This is a genomic window from Streptomyces cinnamoneus, from assembly GCF_014650495.1.
Taxonomy (GTDB): Bacteria; Actinomycetota; Actinomycetes; order Streptomycetales; family Streptomycetaceae; genus Streptomyces; species Streptomyces cinnamoneus.
The window spans coordinates 113,814-130,333 of record NZ_BMVB01000015.1; the positions used below are offsets into that span (position 1 = coordinate 113,814).

10 protein-coding genes are annotated in these 16,520 nt (G+C 74.6%); 5 read left to right on the forward strand and 5 right to left on the reverse strand.

Annotated elements, in window-relative coordinates; all coding sequences use genetic code 11:
* Positions 1-4 precede the first annotated feature (4 nt).
* Positions 5-247: a mycoredoxin gene (locus IE182_RS21255; protein WP_190111484.1), complete on the forward strand. Its 243-nt coding sequence runs from the start codon at positions 5-7 to the stop codon at positions 245-247.
* Between the two features lie 180 nt (positions 248-427).
* On the opposite strand, the gene nudC is transcribed toward IE182_RS21255, so the two are convergent.
* The 5 genes from nudC to IE182_RS21280 form a co-directional block, all read right to left on the reverse strand.
* Entirely contained in the window at positions 428-1,357 is a 930-nt protein-coding gene (gene nudC, locus IE182_RS21260; protein ID WP_190111485.1) for an NAD(+) diphosphatase, read from the reverse strand.
* Positions 1,358-1,423: 66 nt separating this feature from the next.
* Positions 1,424-2,860, reverse strand: coding sequence for a dipeptidase (locus tag IE182_RS21265; protein ID WP_190111486.1), 1,437 nt, complete (start codon positions 2,858-2,860; stop codon positions 1,424-1,426).
* 47 nt (positions 2,861-2,907) lie between these two features.
* On the reverse strand, positions 2,908-6,468 hold the full coding sequence (locus IE182_RS21270) for an ATP-dependent DNA helicase (protein WP_190111487.1): 3,561 nt from the start codon (positions 6,466-6,468) through the stop codon (positions 2,908-2,910).
* A gap of 30 nt (positions 6,469-6,498) precedes the next feature.
* Positions 6,499-9,768 (reverse strand): ATP-dependent helicase, encoded by a 3,270-nt coding sequence (locus IE182_RS21275; protein ID WP_190111488.1) that lies wholly within the window; start codon positions 9,766-9,768, stop codon positions 6,499-6,501.
* A gap of 206 nt (positions 9,769-9,974) precedes the next feature.
* Positions 9,975-10,331: an MGMT family protein gene (locus IE182_RS21280; protein ID WP_308432145.1), complete on the reverse strand. Its 357-nt coding sequence runs from the start codon at positions 10,329-10,331 to the stop codon at positions 9,975-9,977.
* Between the two features lie 185 nt (positions 10,332-10,516).
* Between IE182_RS21280 and IE182_RS21285 the strand changes: the two genes are divergently transcribed.
* The 4 genes from IE182_RS21285 (at position 10,517) to IE182_RS21300 (ending at position 16,459) form a co-directional block, all read left to right on the forward strand.
* On the forward strand, positions 10,517-13,270 hold the full coding sequence (locus IE182_RS21285) for a flippase-like domain-containing protein (protein WP_190111490.1): 2,754 nt from the start codon (positions 10,517-10,519) through the stop codon (positions 13,268-13,270).
* A gap of 66 nt (positions 13,271-13,336) precedes the next feature.
* Positions 13,337-13,729, forward strand: a complete 393-nt coding sequence (locus tag IE182_RS21290) for a TOBE domain-containing protein (protein ID WP_190111491.1) — start codon at positions 13,337-13,339, stop codon at positions 13,727-13,729.
* Positions 13,730-13,742: 13 nt separating this feature from the next.
* Complete coding sequence (gene modA, locus IE182_RS21295) at positions 13,743-14,516, forward strand: molybdate ABC transporter substrate-binding protein (protein ID WP_190111492.1); 774 nt, start codon at positions 13,743-13,745, stop codon at positions 14,514-14,516.
* A complete protein-coding gene (locus IE182_RS21300; protein WP_190111493.1) occupies positions 14,513-16,459 on the forward strand; it encodes an ABC transporter permease in 1,947 nt (648 codons plus the stop codon). The genes modA and IE182_RS21300 overlap by 4 nt, the downstream gene beginning before the upstream one ends.
* Positions 16,460-16,520: the final 61 nt, after the last annotated feature.

A 16,520-nucleotide genomic window follows, 5' to 3' on the forward strand; every position in this document is an offset into this window, starting at 1 on the left:
TCGCATGTCGAGCAGCGTGACGATGTACAGCACCACCTGGTGCGGCTACTGCCGCCGGCTGAAGAGCCAGATGGACCGCGAGGGCATCACCTACAACGAGATCAACATCGAGCTCGACGCCGACTCGGCGGCGTTCGTGGAGAAGGCCAACGGCGGGAACCAGACGGTCCCCACCGTTCTCTTCCCGGACGGCTCCACCCTCACCAACCCCTCGCTGGCGCAGGTCAAGGCCAAGATCAGCGTCTGAGCCCCCGGGGCGGCCGGTACCGCGGCCCCGGCCCGCACGGCCACCGGCCCGCACAGTCCACGGCCCCCGGGCCGTGGGCACCGCGGGCCGCTGCGGGCCGCTGCAGGCCGCCGCGGCCCGCGGCGCTCCGGAAGAAGCTCGCCGTGCGGGCTACGGCTGGCTACTGCGGACTGCAGCGGGCTACGGCAGGGGCTCGCCGTACCAGAGTTCGATCAGCCGGGCCGCGATCGAGATGCCGGTCGGAGGCAGGACCTCCCCGGACGCGAACGCGGCCCGCAGCTCGTCCCGCGAGAACCAGCGCGCCTCGTGGATCTCCTCGCCGTCCACCTGGATGTCCGAGGACGTGGCCCGGGCCATGAAGCCCAGCATCAGGCTGGAGGGGAAGGGCCAGGGCTGGCTCGCGACGTACTCCACGTCGCCGACGGCCACGCCCGCCTCCTCGGCGACCTCCCGGCGCACCGCCTGCTCGATCGACTCGCCGGGCTCGACGAAGCCCGCGAGCGTCGAGAAGCGGCCCTCGGGCCAGTGCATCTGACGGCCCAGCAGCGCCCGGTCCTTCTCGTCCGTCACGAGCATGATCACGGCCGGGTCGGTGCGCGGGTAGTGCTCGGCGCCACAGGCCGGGCAGCGGCGGATGTGGCCCGCCGCCGCGATCACCGTGCGCTCGCCGCAGCGGGAGCAGAAGCGGTGCAGGCGCTGCCAGTTCTCCAGGGCGACGGCGTGGACGAGCAGTCCCGCGTCGCGCGGGGAGAGCAGCAGCCCCGCCTCGCGCAGCCCGGCCGGGCGCGCGGACTGGTCCATCCGGCCCGGCAGTGCGTCCTTCTGCAGGGCGAAGTAGGCGACGCCGTCCTCGTCCTGGCCGAGGAAGTAGCGGTGCGTCTCGGTGGGGGGCGCCTCGAAGGCGGGCGTCATGACGAGCTCGGTGCGGCCGTCGGGGGTGTCGTCGACCAGCGCCTGACCGCCGGAGACCACGAAGACACGCGTCGAGGGGTGGCTCCATGCCGCGGAGATCCACGCCTCGTCCAGGCGGTGGTGCGCGGCGCGGTCGATGCCGCTGGCACCGCTGAGCGTGATGGGCCGGGTGGCTGCGAAATCGGTCCAGGTGGTCACGGCTGCTTCCAACTCCCCCTACGGATGGTGGTTGTGCTCTGCCCGCGTCGTGGTGCTCTGCCCGCGTCAGCGGGCGGACGCGGTCTCGGCGAGGTCGTCCCACAGGTACGCGGCGGTCTCCACGCCCTTCATGAGCAGGTCCAGCTCGACCTTCTCGTTCGGTGCGTGCCAGCCGTCCGAGGGCACGGAGATGCCCAGGAACAGCACGGGTGCGCCGAGTGCGTCCTGCAGGTCGGCTGCGGGGCCCGAGCCCCCCTCGCGCGTGAAGCGGATCTTCTGCCCGAAGGCGCGGCCCATGGACCGGGCGACGGACTGCAGGTACGGGTGGTCGAGCGGGGTCAGGCAGGGGCGGGTCGCGCCCCAGAAGGTGACCTCGTGCCGGATGCCCTCCGGCAGGGAGGCCGTCACCCAGGCGCGCACCGACTCCTGGATGCGGTCCGCGTCCTGTCCCGCCACCAGGCGGAACGAAAGCTTCAGCTGGGCGGTCGACGGCACGATCGTCTTGCCGCCGGGGCCCTGGTAGCCGCCGCCGATGCCGTTCACCTCGGCGGTGGGGCGGGCCCAGATGCGCTCCAGGGTGCTGTAGCCGGACTCGCCGAGCGCTCCGTGCGAGTGGGCCGTGCGCAGCCAGCGCTCCTCGTCGAAGGGGAGCTCCGCGAACAGCTCGCGCTCGGCGTCCGTCAGCTCCACGATGCCGTCGTAGAAGCCCGGGATGGCCACGCGGCGGTCCCCGTCGTGCAGGGCCGCCGCCAGGCGGGCCGCTTCGGTCGCCGGGTTCGGCACGGCGCCGCCGAACGAACCGGAGTGGATGTCCTGGTCGGGGCCGTACAGGTCGATCTGGCAGTCGGTGAGGCCGCGCATGCCCGTGCAGACGGTCGGGGTCTGCGCCGACCACATGCCGGTGTCGGAGACGATCACGGCGTCGCAGGCGAGGCGGTCCGCGTGCTGATGGATCAGTGCGGGGAAGTTCGGGGAGCCGGACTCCTCCTCGCCCTCGATGAGGAGCTTGAGATGGACGGCGGGGGCGGTGCGGCCCGTGGCCGCCAGGTGGGCGCGGACGCCCAGGGTGTGGAAGAGCACCTGGCCCTTGTCGTCGGCGGCACCGCGGGCGTACAGCTTGCCGTCGACGGTGGTCGGCTCGAAGGGGTCCGTGTGCCAGCCGTCCTCGCGGGCGGCGGGCTGGACGTCGTGGTGGCCGTAGACCAGGACGGTGGGGGCGCCGGCGTCGTCGGAGGGCCATTCGGCGAACACCGCCGGGGCGCCGTCCGTGGCGTCCGTCTCCCAGATCTCCGCGGTCGGGAAGCCCGTGTCCTTGAGCTTCGCCGCCAGCCACTCCGCGCTGCGGCGCACATCGGTCGCGCGGGCCGGGTCGGCCGACACGGACGGGATGCGCAGCCACGCGGCGAGGTCGTCGAGGAACGCGGCGCGGTGCGCATCGATGTACGCGCGGACGCTCTCGGCGGGGCCGGTGGTTCGGACGGCGTTGTCCGGGGTGTTGCTCATGGCATCGAGCCTATCCGTACACATGGTGTGACCGGGACCGGGTTTCGTCATGCTTCCTCCCCCAGGAGGATCTTCTCCAGTGCGGCGCGGTCCGGCAGGGCGGGCGGGCGCACGGTTTCGCCGTCGCGGACGTAGACGAACGCGGCGGAGACGGCGTCCAGCGGAACGCCTTGTCGTTCGGCCCAGGCCAGGCGGTAGATCGCCAGCTGGAGGGGGTCCGCGGTGTGGGAGCGGTGCGTCTTCCAGTCGACGATCTCGTAGCGGACGGGGGTCGTGCCGTCACGGCCGGCGGGTGCGGCGGGACCGGCGGATGCGGTGTGGCCGTCGGTCGCCGTGGAGCCGTCGGTCGCCGTGGGGCGGTCCGGGCCCTCGCGGTAGACCGCGTCGATTCTGCCGCGGATCACCCGGCCCCCGAGGGTGAGCTGGATCGGCACTTCCACGCGGTACGGGATGCGGTGCGCGTACGGGGTGCGCTCGAAGGCCTCCTTGAGGGCGGCCAGGTCGCGCTCGTCGGCGATCTCGGGCTCGTCGTCCGGGCCGCCGGGGAGCTCGTCGGGGCCCAGGAGGGGCAGCGGGAGGGACTCGTAGCGGAAGTCCGCGAAGCGCGACTCGACCCAGGCGTGGAACCGGGTGCCGCGGCGGGCGGCCGGCTGGGGGCGGCGGGGCATGGGGCGGGCCAGGTCGCGGGCGAAGGCGTCGGGGTCCTGGGCGAGGCTGACGAGCTGGGACGCGCTCAGGGCCGTGGGTACGACGACGTCGCGCACCGTGGCGCGGGCGCGTGCGAGCTCGGTGGCCAGGGCGGTGAGGTCGCGGTCCCAGGAGGCCAGGATGCGGGCCTCCTCCGGAGGCAACCGGTGATCCTGGGCGGGGACGGCGCCGGGGCCGGGAGCGGGGCTAGGGACGGGGCCAGGGCCGGGGCGGGAAGGGCCCTGCTCCGTCGGCGGCTGCGGGCGCGTCTTGGACAGCGCTTCCCAGTCCGGCTCTCCGGCTTCCGCCCACTCCTCGTCCGCCTCCGGCCACTCCTCGTCCGCCTCCGCCCACTCCTCGTCCGCCTCCGCCCACTCCTCGTCTGCCTCCGGCGGCGGCAGGTCCGCCTCCGGGGCCCGGTCCGTGTGCGGCTGGTCGGTGAGGTGCTGCAGGTGTGCCCGTACCGCCTCCGCCGCCTGCCGGCGGCGGGCCAGGGACGTGGGGTCCAGCGGGAGGGGCCAGGAGTGGTCCCTGGCCTCCTCCTGCAGTGCCGGGTTCGTCGCGCCGTCCTCCGGGCGGTCGGCCCAGACCTCGATCTCGCCGTGGCCCGCCTCGCAGTGCGTGCGCAGGGCTTCGAGGAACGCGGACGGGCCGCGGGGCTTCAGCTGGTGGGGGCCCCACCAGTGGGCGGAGCCCAGGAGGAGGGAGCGGGGGCGGGTGAAGGTGACGTAGCCGAGGCGGAGTTCCTCGGTGTGCTGGTGGGACTTCAGGGCGGCCTTGAAGTCCGTCATGCCCTTGCTGTTCCAGGTGTCGATGTCCGGGAGGGTGGCCGCGTCGCCGCGCAGGGCGTGCGGGAGGACCTTGGCGTGGGCCGTCCAGGACTCGCGGGGCTGTTCGCTCGGGAAGGTCTTCGCCACGAGGCCGGGGACGGCGACGACGTCCCATTCCAGGCCCTTGGACTTGTGTGCGGTGAGGATCTTGACGGTGTCCTCGCCGCCGGGCAGGGAGCTGTCGAGGCCCTTCTCGTACTGCACGGCCGTGCGCAGGAAGCCGAGGAAGGCGGCCAGTGTCGTCTCGCCGTCGAGGGCGGCGAAGCCGGCGGCGATGTCGAGGAACTGGGTGAGGGTCTCGCGGCGGCGGGCGGCCAGGGCGTGCGGGGAGGCCGAGAGCTCGACCTCCAGGCCGGTGGTGGCGAGGACGCGGTGGAGGACGTCCATGAGGGGGTCGCCCAGGCTGCGGCGCAGGTCGCGCAGTTCGGCGGCGAGGCGGGCGAAGCGGATGCGGGCTTCCGGGGAGAAGGGCAGGCCGTCGTCGGGGGTGTCGGTGGTGAGGAAGGTGTCCAGGGCGTCGGCCAGGGAGATGACCTCGGCCGGGTCGGTTCCTTCCACGGCTTCGGCGAGGCGGCGGGCGGGGTCGGTGCCCTGGGTGCCGTAGGGGACGAGCGTGCGGGCGCGGCGGCCGAGGAGGGCGAGGTCGCGGGGGCCGATGCGCCAGCGGGGGCCGATGAGGAGGCGGACGAGGGCGGCGTTGGCGGTGGGGTCCTGGAGGACCTCGCAGACGGCGGTGAGGTCGGCGATCTCCGGCAGATGGAGGAGGCCGGACAGGCCGACGACCTCCACCGGGAGGTCGCGTTCGACCAGCGCCGCCTGGATCTGGGCGAAGTCGGTGGCGGTGCGGCACAGGACCGCGATCTCCCCGGGGCGGGTGCCGGTGCGCACGAGGTGGGCCAGGGAGTCGGCGAGCCAGGCGAGCTCCTCGGCGTGGGTGGGCAGCAGGGCGCAGCGCACGATGCCGTCGCGTTCGGCGCCCGGTGCCGGGCGCAGGGCCTCGACGCCTTCGTGGTGGGCGCGCAGGGGGGCGGCGAGGGTGTTGGCGAGGTCGAGGAGGCGGCCGCCGCTGCGGCGGTTCTCGCTGAGGCTGTGGCGGTGGGCGGGGCGGCCGTCGGGGTGGGGGAAGTGGTGGGGGAAGTCGTCGAGGTTGGCGACGGAGGCGCCGCGCCAGCCGTAGATGGCCTGGCAGGGGTCGCCGACGGCGGTGACGGCGTGGCCGGTGCCGCCGCCGAAGAGGCCGGCGAGCAGGATGCGCTGGGCGACGGAGGTGTCCTGGTATTCGTCGAGGAGGACGACGGCGAACTCCTCGCGCAGGATGCGGCCCACTTCGGGCCGGGTGTCGGCCAGTTCGGCGGAGAGGGCGACCTGGTCGCCGAAGTCGAGGAGGTCGCGGCTGCGCTTCTCGCGGCGGTAGTCCTCGACCAGGTGGAGCAGTTCCAGGCGGGCGCGGGCGGTGTCGGGCACCTTGCGCAGGTCGGCGTTGGTGAGCCGGGCGCCGTCGAGGGTGGTGAGCAGCTCCTGGTCGTGGGCGCGGAGGCGGGCGGGGCGGACGAGGTGTTCGGCGAGCTCGCCGTCGAGGGCGAGGAGGTCGGCGACGAGGTCGGCGAAGGAGCGGGTGAGGGCGGGGTGGGGGCCCGGGGAGGAGCGCAGGACGCGGGCGGCGAGCTGGTAGCGCGTGGCGTCGGCGAGGAGGCGGGTGGTGGGCTCCAGGCCGATGCGCAGGCCGTGTTCCTTCAGGAGGCGGCCGGCGAAGGCGTGGTAGGTGGAGATCTGCGGGTCGCCGGCGGTCTCGCTGTCCTCGGGGGCGAGGGGGGCGATGCCGGCCTGGGCGAGGGCCTTGCGGACGCGTTCGGAGAGTTCGCCGGCCGCCTTGTTGGTGAAGGTGAGGCCGAGGACCTGCTCGGGTGCGACCTGTCCGGTGCCGACGAGCCAGACGACGCGGGCGGCCATGACGGTGGTCTTGCCGGAGCCGGCGCCGGCCACGATGACCTGCGGGGCGAGCGGCGCGGTGATGCACGCCAGCTGCTCGGGGGTGAAGGGGATGCCGAGGAGCTCCTTGAGCTCGTCGGGGTCGGTCAGGCGCGGGGTCACACCGGAAACGCTAACGGGGGGCACTGACAGTCACTCCACGATCTGGCGGCCCTCGGGCCGGGCCGTGCAGGAGGTGCGGAAGGAGCAGTGGGTGCAGTGCTGGCCGGGGCGGGGGGAGAAGCGTTCTTCGAGGACCCGGCCGGCGGCCTCGGCGAGGAGGTCGCCGATCCACTCCCCCTCCCCCAGCGGCTGCTGTGCCTGCACCTTGGGCAGGGTGTCGCCGCCGTCCTTCTTCGGGGCGCCCTGGCGCAGCTGGACGAGTTCGGCGCCGCCGGCGGGCGGGCGGGGGCCGGGGAAGAGGTCGTCGACGGCGCCTTCCTCGACGGCGAGCTGGTAGACGGCGAGCTGGGGGTGGCGTTCGACGTCGGGTGCGGAGACGGTGCCCTTGCCGGTCTTGAAGTCGACGACGTAGGCGCGGCCCCGGTCGTCGGTTTCGACGCGGTCCATGGAGCCGCGGATGCGGACGAGGTGGCCGGCGGCCTTGAGGGTGAGGTCGAAGCCGTGTTCGGTGGCGACGGCGGTGCGGCCGCGTTCCATGACGTGCCAGCGCAGGAAGCGTTCGAGGGCGGCGCGGGCGTTGTCCTTCTCCTGCCGGGACTTCCAGGGGGCGTCGAAGGCGAGGGAGTCCCAGACGGATTCGAGGCGTTCCATGAGGACGGCGAGGTCGGCGGGGGTGGTGCCGGAGGCGACCTCGTCGGCGAGGACGTGCACGACGTTGCCGAAGCCCTGGGCGGCGGTGGCGGGTGCGTCGGCCTTCACTTCGCGGCCGAGGAACCACTGCAGGGAGCAGCCGGTGCCGGTGAGCTGGCCGAGGGCGGAGCCGGACAGGGCGACGGGGTCGGCGGGGTCGCGCAGGGGGGCGCGGGTGTGGGTGGGTTCGTCGAGGCCCCACCACCGGTCGGGGTGGGCGGAGGGGACGAGGGGGGTGCCTTCGTCGTCGCGGAGGGCGGCGAGCCGGGCGAGGCGTTCGGCGGCGGCGGCCCGCAGGGTGTCCGGGGCGGCGGGGTCGACGGTGGTGGCGCGCAGTTCGGCGACGAGGGCGGGGACGGCCAGGGGGCGGCGGGGGCGCTGGGTGACGTCGACGGGTTCGGTGCCGAGCTCGGTGAGGAAGCGGGAGGGCTGGTCGCCGTCCTCGGCGGCCGCCTTGACGGCGGTGACGACCAGGCGCCGGCGGGCGCGGGTGGCGGCCACGTAGAACAGGCGGCGTTCCTCGGCGAGGAGGGCGCCGGGGCTGAGGGGTTCGGCGAGGCCGTCGCGGCCGATGCGGTCGGCTTCCAGGAGGGAGCCGCGGCGGCGCAGGTCGGGCCAGAGTCCTTCCTGGACGCCGGCGACGACGACCATCCGCCACTGGAGGCCCTTGGAGCGGTGGGCGGTCATCAGGCGTACGGCGTCGGGGCGCACGGTGCGGCGGGTGAGGGTGTCGGCGGCGATGTCCTGGGCGTCGAGTTCGTCGAGGAGGTTGAGGGCGCCGCGGCCGCCGGTGCGTTCCTCGGCGCGGGCGGCGGTCTCGAAGAGGGCGCAGACGGCGTCGAGGTCGCGGTCGGCGTTGCGGCCGGCGGCGCCGCCGCGGTGGGCCGCGCGCTGCAGGCGGGTGGGCCAGGGGGTGCCGTCCCACAGGGTCCACAGGGCGTCCTCGGCGGTGCCGCCGGCCGTGAGGAGTTCGCGGGCGGTGCGCAGGAGGGCGCCCAGGCGCTGGGCGCCGCGGGCGTACGCGGGGTCGTGTGCGCCGAGGCGTTCGGGTTCGGTGAGGGCTTCGGCGATGAGGGTGTCGGAGGGGCGCGGCACGGTTTCGCCGGCGGCGCGTTCCTCGTCGCGCAGGGCGCGGCCCAGGCGGCGCAGGTCGGCTGCGTCCATGCCGCCCAGGGGTGAGGTGAGCAGGGTGAGGGCCGTGTCGGGGGCGAGGGGCGGGGGTGTGGGTGCGGCGGCGGATTCGGCGACGACGCGCAGGGCGGTGAGGAGGGGGGCGACGGCGGGTTCGTGGCGCAGCGGCAGGTCGTCGCCGTCGACGTCGACGGGGACGCCGGCGGCGGTGAGGGCGCGGCGCAGGCCCGGTATCGAGCGGGCGCCGGCGCGCACGAGGACGGCCATCTCGTGCCAGGGGACGCCGTCCTCCAGGTGGGCGCGGCGCAGGATGTCGGCGATGTTGTCGGTCTCGGCGCCGGCGGTGGGGTAGGTGTACGCCTCGACGCGGCCGCCGTCGTGGACGGCGGCGAGGTCGCGGTGGGCGCGTACGGCTGCGGCGGGGAGCCGGGTGAGGGGCATCCGGCGGGTGAGGAGGCGGGTGGCGGCCAGGAGGCGGTCGGCGGAGCGGCGGGAGACGGTGAGGACCTCGACGGGGGCGGCGGTGCCGTCGCGTCGGGGGAAGAGGTGGGGGAAGTCGAGGATGCCGTTGATGTCGGCGCCGCGGAAGGCGTAGATGGACTGGTCGGGGTCGCCGAAGGCGACGAGGGTGCGGCCGTCGCCGGCCAGGGCGCGCAGCAGGCGTACCTGGGCGGCGTCGGTGTCCTGGTATTCGTCGACGAAGACGGCGTCGTAGCGCTGTGCGAGGTCGGCCGCGACGGCGGGGCGTTCGGCGAGGAGCACGGCGCGGTGGACGAGCTCGGCGTAGTCGAGGACGCCGCGCATGTCGAGGACGTCGAGGTACTCGGCGAGGAAGTGGGAGGCGGCGAGCCAGTCGGGGCGTCCGCCGCGGCGGGCGAAGTCGCCGAGGTCGCGCGGGCCGAGGCCGAGCTCGCGGCTGCGGGCGAGGACGGCGCGCACTTCGTCGGCGAAGCCGCGGGTGGTCAGGCAGGCGCGCAGGTCGTCGGGCCAGCGGACCCGGCCGCGGCCTTCCTGGGCGAGGGCGACTTCGCCGGCGAGCAGTTCGCGGACCATGACGTCCTGCTCGGGTCCGGACAGCAGCCGGGCGGGTTCGGCGAACAGGCCGGTGTCGTGGTGGGCGCGGACCAGTGCGTGGCAGTAGGAGTGGAAGGTGGTGGCCCGGGGGGCGGGTGCGCCGCCGAGCCGGGCCGTCATGCGGTCGCGCAGTTCGACGGCGGCCTTGCGGCTGAAGGTGAGGACGAGGATCCGTTCGGGGTCGGTGCCCCGGCGCACGCGGGCGGCCACCGCTTCCACGAGGGTGGTGGTCTTGCCCGTTCCGGGTCCGGCGAGCACGAGCAGGGGTCCCTGCCGGTGGTCAACCACGGTCTGCTGCCGTGCGTCCAGCTCTGGAGGGGTGACCGCGCCCGGGCGGGTGCGTACCAGGCGGTACGCGCCCGGGGCGGGCGGGTGCGCCGAGCGGGACGACGGGGAGGAGCTCACGTGTGTTGCCGGTCCTGGTGGGGGTGCGGGGTGGGGTGCTGCGGGAGGGCCCGGTGCGAAGGGCGGTCACCGACGCTACGCCAGGAGGGGGGCGGGGCGCAGGGCGTCCGGTGAGTCGTCGTCGTCCTTCCGGGGCCTCATCCGTTCGGGTAATGCCTTGGGGGCGTGGGCCGGGGTGCGGGTGGGCGGCCGGTGGGCGGGTGCGGTCAGGTGTGCGGAGTCACATCCGCGGGGGCGTCTTCGGTGCCGTCCCAGCGGGCGCGGGTCATGGCGAGTCGTGGCACGTGGCCCTCGGTGGCGGGTCCGGCCTGCCGGAGGGGGGTGCCCTCGCGGCGGTAGTGGTCCAGGGCCCGCAGCTCGTGGCCGGGCAGGAGCACGCCGTCGGCGCGGACGACGCGCCACCAGGGGACTGCTGCGCCGTAGAGGGCCATGACGCGGCCGACCTGCCGGGGGCCGCCCTCGCCGAGCCATTCGGCGACGTCCCCGTAGGTCATCACCCGGCCCGGCGGGATGCGCTCGGCGACGGCCAGCACGCGCTCTGCGTACTCGGGAAGCTCGCTCACCGGTCCATACTGCCGCAGCCGCCCGTGTCCCTTCCCGCCACCCACCGGAGCCGGACATTCCACAAGATCACTCAGAGTGCATCCCGACGCTACAGGGCGTACGATCCGGAGTCCGCGCCCCCGAAATGCACCCTGATACCCCCTTGCCCGGCCGGGTCGTGCCACCATCTTCCGGGCGGTGACTGGTGATACGAGACAGAGAAGAGACCGACAAGCAGCAGGGCGCGCAGCCTCCCGAAGAGGCCCGCGCCCCCGCAGTGCTGCCCTGCCACGACGACCCCGGGGGCCGCGGCCTGTCCGGTGAGTCCGGGAAGCCGGGCAGATACCAGTGCGAAGGCGGCGAGGTCCACATCGACAAGGTCTCCGGCGACGAGCCCCTGCTCCCCGCCCGTGTCCACCGCCCTGCCGACCTCGTGCGGCTGTTCCTGGGCATCGTCGGCATCGCCCTCGTGCTCGCCCTCGCGGCGTTCGCCCACGGCACCACCACGGGCCTGGCGCAGGACGTCAACGAGAGCACCGGCAAGGCGCCCCAGCTGCTGGCCAGCTTCGCCGGGCTCACGGCCAACGTCGCGGTCTTCATCGTCCCGGTGGCCTTCGCCATCGAGCGGCTGATCAAACGCGACGGGCTGCGCATCGCCGACGGCGTCCTGGCCGCCGTGCTGGCCCACGGCGTGTCCCTGGCCACCGCCCTCTGGGTGGCCGAGGCCGCGCCCGAATCCATTCGCGCCGCGCTCACCCAGCAGGCGCCCACCGGCGGCCTCACCGACCCGGTCCACGGCTACCTCGCCCCGGTGATCGCCTACATGACGGCCGTCGGCATGTCCCGCCGGCCGCGCTGGCGCGTGGCCATGTGGGGCGTGCTCCTCCTGGACGCCTTCGCCGTCCTGGTCAACGGCTACACCACGCCGTTCTCGATCGTCACCACCGTCCTGATCGGCTGGACGGTCGCCTACGGCACGCTGTACGCCGTCGGCTCGCCGAACGTGCGCCCCACCGGCCAGCACCTCCTCGCGGGCCTGCGGCGCGTGGGCTTCACGCCCGTCAGCGCGCTGCGCACCGAGGAGGACACCCCGGAGGCCGAGCCGTCCGCGCACCCCGACCGCGGCCGCCGCTACCTCGTCACCCTGGAGGACGGCCCGCCCCTCGACGTCACCGTCGTCGACCGGGAGCAGCAGGCCCAGGGCTTCTTCTACCGCGTCTGGCAGCGGCTGGCCCTGCGCGGCATCATCCAGCGCCGCAGCCTGGTGTCCCTGCGCCAGGCGCTGGAGCAGGAGGCGCTGCTCGCCTACGCGGCGATCGCCGCCGGCGCCAACGCGCCCAAGCTCATCGCCACCTCCGAGCTCGGCCCGGACGCCGTGATGCTCGTCTACGAGCACATCGGCGGCCGCACCCTGGACGCCACCGCCACCGAGGAGATCACCGACGAGCTGATGGCAGGCGCCTGGCGGCAGGTCCAGGCCCTGCAGTCGCGCCGCATCGCCCACCGCAGGCTCGACGGCGACGCCCTCCTGGTGGATCGTTCCGGCAATGTCGTCCTGACCGACCTGCGCGGCGGCGAGATCGCCGCCGGCGACCTGGTGCTGCGCATGGACGTCGCCCAGCTGCTCACCACCCTCGGGCTGCGCGTGGGCGCCGAGCGCGCGGTCGCCGCGGCCGTGTCGGTCCTCGGCCCCGAGGCCGTCGCCGACAGCCTGCCGCTGCTCCAGCCCATCGCCCTCACCCGCGCCAGCCGCGCGACCCTGCGCCAGCTCGCCCGCGAGCGCGCCCACCGCGAGCGCGAGGCCGCCCTGGAGGCGTCCCGCATCGCCCGCGAGGAGAAGGCCCGCGAACGCGCCGAGGCCGGCGCGACCGAGCCCAAGGACGACCGCAAGACCCTCAAGGCCGAGCGCAAGGCGGAGAAGCAGCTCCTCGACGACGCCGCCGAGGAGGCCCGCGAGGAGGACCTGCTCGCCCAGATCCGCCGCCAGGTCCTCCTCATCCGCCCCCAGGCCCCCATAGAGCCCGTACGCCTGGAGCGCATCAAGCCCCGCACCCTCATCAGCTCCCTCGCGGGCGCCATCGCCGCCTACGTCCTGCTCTCGCAGCTCGCCCACGTCGAGCTCGGCAAGCTCGTCGACCAGGCCAACTGGTACTGGGTGGCCGCCGCGGCCGGCTTCTCCGCGCTGAGCTACGTGGCCGCCGCGATGAGCCTGCTCGGCTTCGTACCGGAGAAGGTGCCCTTCGGCCGCACCCTCCTGGCCCAGGTCGCCGGCTCGTTCGTGAAGCTCGTCGCCCCGGCGGCGGTCGGCGGCGTGGCCCTGAACACCCGCTTCCTCCAGCGCGCGGGCCTGCGCCCGGGCCTGGCCGTGGCCAGCGTGGGCGCCTCCCAGCTCTTCGGCCTGGCGAGCCACATCATCCTGCTGCTGACCTTCGGCTACATCACCGGCACCGAACGCACCTCCTCGGCGCTCCCGCCCTCCCGCACGGTCATCGGCGGCCTGCTCACCGCGGCCGTCCTCGTCCTCGTCGTGACGGCGGTCCCCTTCCTGCGCAAGTTCGTCTCGACCCGCGTGCGCTCGCTGTTCGCCGGCGTGGTGCCGCGCATGCTGGACCTGCTGCAGCGCCCCCGGAAGGTCATCCACGGCATCGGTGGCTGGGTGCTGCTGTCGGCCGCGTTCGTCATGTGCCTCGACACCTCCATCCGCGCGTTCGGCGGCGACCTGAGCTACGCGAGCGTCGCGGTGGTCTTCCTCGCCGGCAACGCCCTCGGCTCGGCGGCCCCGACGCCCGGCGGCGTGGGCGCGGTGGAGGGCGTCCTGATCGGCGCCCTCACCCTCGCCGGACTGCCGGCGGAGACGGCGGCGCCGGCGGTGCTGCTGTACCGGCTGATGACGTTCTGGCTGCCGGTGCTGCCCGGGTGGCTGTGCTTCAACCAGCTCACACGAAAGGGTGCGATCTAGCAGAAGCCAGGCAGCCCCCGGAGATCGCCTTGCATATGCGGACCGTATGGCCATACGGTGCCGCGCATGCGGTCGTACACCATCGGGCAGGCAGCCCGTCTGCTCGGCGTCAGTCCCGACACGGTCCGGCGCTGGGCCGATGCCGGGCGGATCCCCACCGACCGCGACGAAGCGGGCAAGCGGCTCGTCCAGGGCCCGGACCTCGCCGCGTTCTCGGTGGCGCTCGCCGCCGAGGCGCAGAGCGAGGACACGGCGCACACCAGCGCGCGCAACGCCTTCCCGGGGATCATCACCGCCGTCAAGCTCGGCGACGTCGCCGCGCAGGTGGAGATCCAGGCCGGGCCCCACCGCCTCGTCTCCCTGCTGACCCGCGAGGCCGTGGAGGAGCTGGGCCTGGCCGTCGGCATGGAGGCCGTGGCCCGGGTCAAGGCCACCAACGTGCACATCGACCGCGCCTGAGCCAGGAGAGACCATGCGCCGCACCACCGCCCCCGTCCTGGCCGCCGCCCTGCTGATCGCGCTCACGGCGTGCGGCGGCGGGAGCAAGGACACCGACGCCGCGGACACCGGCGCCAAGAAGCCCACCCGGCTCACCGTCCTGGCCGCCGCCTCCCTCACCGACGTCTTCAAGACCGCCGGCGCCGCCTACGAGAAGGCCCACCCGGACACCGAGGTGACGTTCTCCTTCGCCGGCTCCCAGGAGCTGGCCGCGCAGGTGCGCCAGGGCGCACCCGCCGACGCGCTCGTCACGGCCGACACCAAGACGATGGACGGCCTCCGGCAGCAGACGGACACCCCCGCCACGATCGCCAAGAACCGCCTGACGATCGCCACGGCACCGGGCAACCCCCACAAGATCGAGGGCCTCGCCGACCTGTCCAAGGAGGGCCTCAAGGTCGTCCTGGCCGCCCCCGAGGTCCCCGCCGGCCGCTACAGCAAGCAGGTCCTCGAAGCGCAGCACGTCGACGTCCGGCCGGTCTCCCAGGAGCCGAACGTCCGCGCCGTGCTCGGCAAGGTCTCCCTGGGCGAGGCCGACGCGGGGATCGTGTACGTCACCGACGCCGCGGCCGCCAGGGGCAAGGTCGCCACCGTGACCGTCCCGGACGCGCAGAACGCCGTGGCCTCCTACCCGGCGGCGGCGCTGAAGGCGTCCCGGCACGGCGACGCGGCCAGGGAGTTCGTCACCTGGCTGCGCTCGCCCGAGGCCCAGAAGATCCTCCGGGACGCCGGCTTCCAGCAGCCGTGAGGTTCCGCGCCCCCCTGACCCTCGCCGTGCCGGCCGTGCTGGCGGTGGCCTTCCTGCTGCTCCCGCTGACCGGCATCCTGGCCCGCACGCCCTGGCACACGCTCCCCGCCCGCCTCACCTCGCCCGGGGTCACCCAGGCCCTGACCCTCAGCCTCACGGTGTCGGCCTGGGCCCTCGCCCTCTCCCTCGTCCTGGGCGTCCCCCTGGCGTGGCTGCTGGCGCGGGGGGAGTTCCGGGGCAAGGCGCTGGTGCGCTGCCTGGTGATGCTGCCGATGGTGCTCCCGCCCACGGTCGCGGGCGTGGCGCTGCTGCAGGGGTACGGCCGGCGAGGAGTGCTGGGCGCCTGGCTGGACGAGACCCTGGGCATCACGCTCCCGTTCTCCACGGCGGGGGCGGTGGTCGCGTCGGCGTTCGTGGCGATGCCGTTCCTCGTGATCAGCCTGGAAGGAGCGCTCAAGGGCCTGAGCCCCCGGTACGAGGAGGCGGCGGCGTCCCTCGGCGCGGGCCCCCTGCACGTCTTCCGCACGGTCACGCTGCCCATGGTGACCCCGGGCCTGTTCGCCGGAGCGGCGCTCTGCTGGGCGCGCGCACTGGGCGAGTTCGGGGCGACGATCACGTTCGCGGGCAACCTCCCGGGCGCCACGCAGACGCTGCCGCTGCAGGTCTACCTCCTGCTCCAGGACGACCCCGAGGGAGCGACGGCGGTATCCCTGCTCCTCCTGGCGATCGCCACGCTGGTCCTGCTGTCGTTGAGAGGCCGCTGGCTGACGCCGCACACGGCGCCCGGAGCCGGGCGGGAGGAGAAGGATGCGGAGCAGTCGTCCCCCGACGCCGGAGCCGTCGGTGCAGGGGCCGTGCGGCCTGCAGCCGCAGAGGGCCCTCCCCGCCCCGGCCCCGCCCCCACCGGACACCGGCTGCGCACCACCGTCACCGGCGCCACCCAGGCAAGCCTCGACGCCGCACCCGGCACCACGATCGCGGTCGTGGGCCCGAACGGCGCAGGGAAGACGACGCTCCTGCGAGCCCTCCTGGGCATGACGACCCGCGCCACAGCAAGCACGCTCCACCTGGGCGAGGAGGACACGGCGTCCGCCCCCACCCATCACCGCCGCATCGCCTGGGTCCCGCAGGACAACGCCCTCTTCCCCCACCTCACCGCCCTGGCGAACACGGCCTACGGCCTGCGCGCCCAGGGCACCCCGAAGAAGGCCGCCCACCGCGACGCCCGGGAGTGGCTCGACCGCCTGGGCGTCGGCCACCTGGCCCACCGCAGGCCCGCCCGCCTCAGCGGCGGCCAGGCCCAGCGCGTGGCACTGGCCCGCGCCCTGGCCTCCCGCCCCCGCCTGCTCCTCCTGGACGAACCGCTGGCGGCACTGGACCAGTCCACCCGGGCCCACGTCCGCCGGACCCTGCGCACCCACCTCGCCGGCTTCCCCGGCGTCTGCCTGATCGTCACCCACGACCCCGTGGAGGCCGTGGCGCTGGCGGACCGGGTGCTCGTCCTCGAAGACGGCCGGACCGTCCAGTACGCCACTCCCGCCGAGCTGACCCGCCACCCCCGCTCCCCGTGGGCGGCCCGCATGCTCGGGCACAACGCGTGGTCCGGCAGGGCGACGGAGGACGGAACGATCCTGCTGGACGACGGCGCCCGCCTGCGCACGGCGGAAGCCCCGGCCGCCGCAACGACCGGACTGGCCGTCGTGCCGCCGGAGGCCGTCGCAGTGCACACGGCCGAGCCGGCGGCAGGCAGCCCCCGCAACGCCTGGCCGGGCACGGTTCACGAGCTCACCGCCCAGGGCGGCAGGCTCCGCGTCCTCGTCGCCGGGCAGCCGGACGTGATCGCCGAGATCACCCCGGCGGCGGCCGCGGCACTGGAGCTGAAGGAGGGCACCCGCGTCTGGGTGACCGTCAAGGCGACCGAGATCAGGTTCGTCCCCCACTGACCCACACTGACCGCACCGACCGCACCCGGAACGTCCCGCCCCCACCGATGGGCGGCCGGAG

What these genes read in the sequence shown, in the direction of transcription:
- IE182_RS21290 (WP_190111491.1), top strand. Translation starts at nt 13,337, where the DNA reads ATGCGGTCGTACACCATCGGGCAGGCAGCCCGTCTGCTCGGCGTCAGT.
- IE182_RS21265 (WP_190111486.1), bottom strand. Translation starts at nt 2,860, where the DNA reads ATGAGCAACACCCCGGACAACGCCGTCCGAACCACCGGCCCCGCCGAG.
- IE182_RS21255 (WP_190111484.1), top strand. Translation starts at nt 5, where the DNA reads ATGTCGAGCAGCGTGACGATGTACAGCACCACCTGGTGCGGCTACTGC.
- modA (WP_190111492.1), top strand. Translation starts at nt 13,743, where the DNA reads ATGCGCCGCACCACCGCCCCCGTCCTGGCCGCCGCCCTGCTGATCGCG.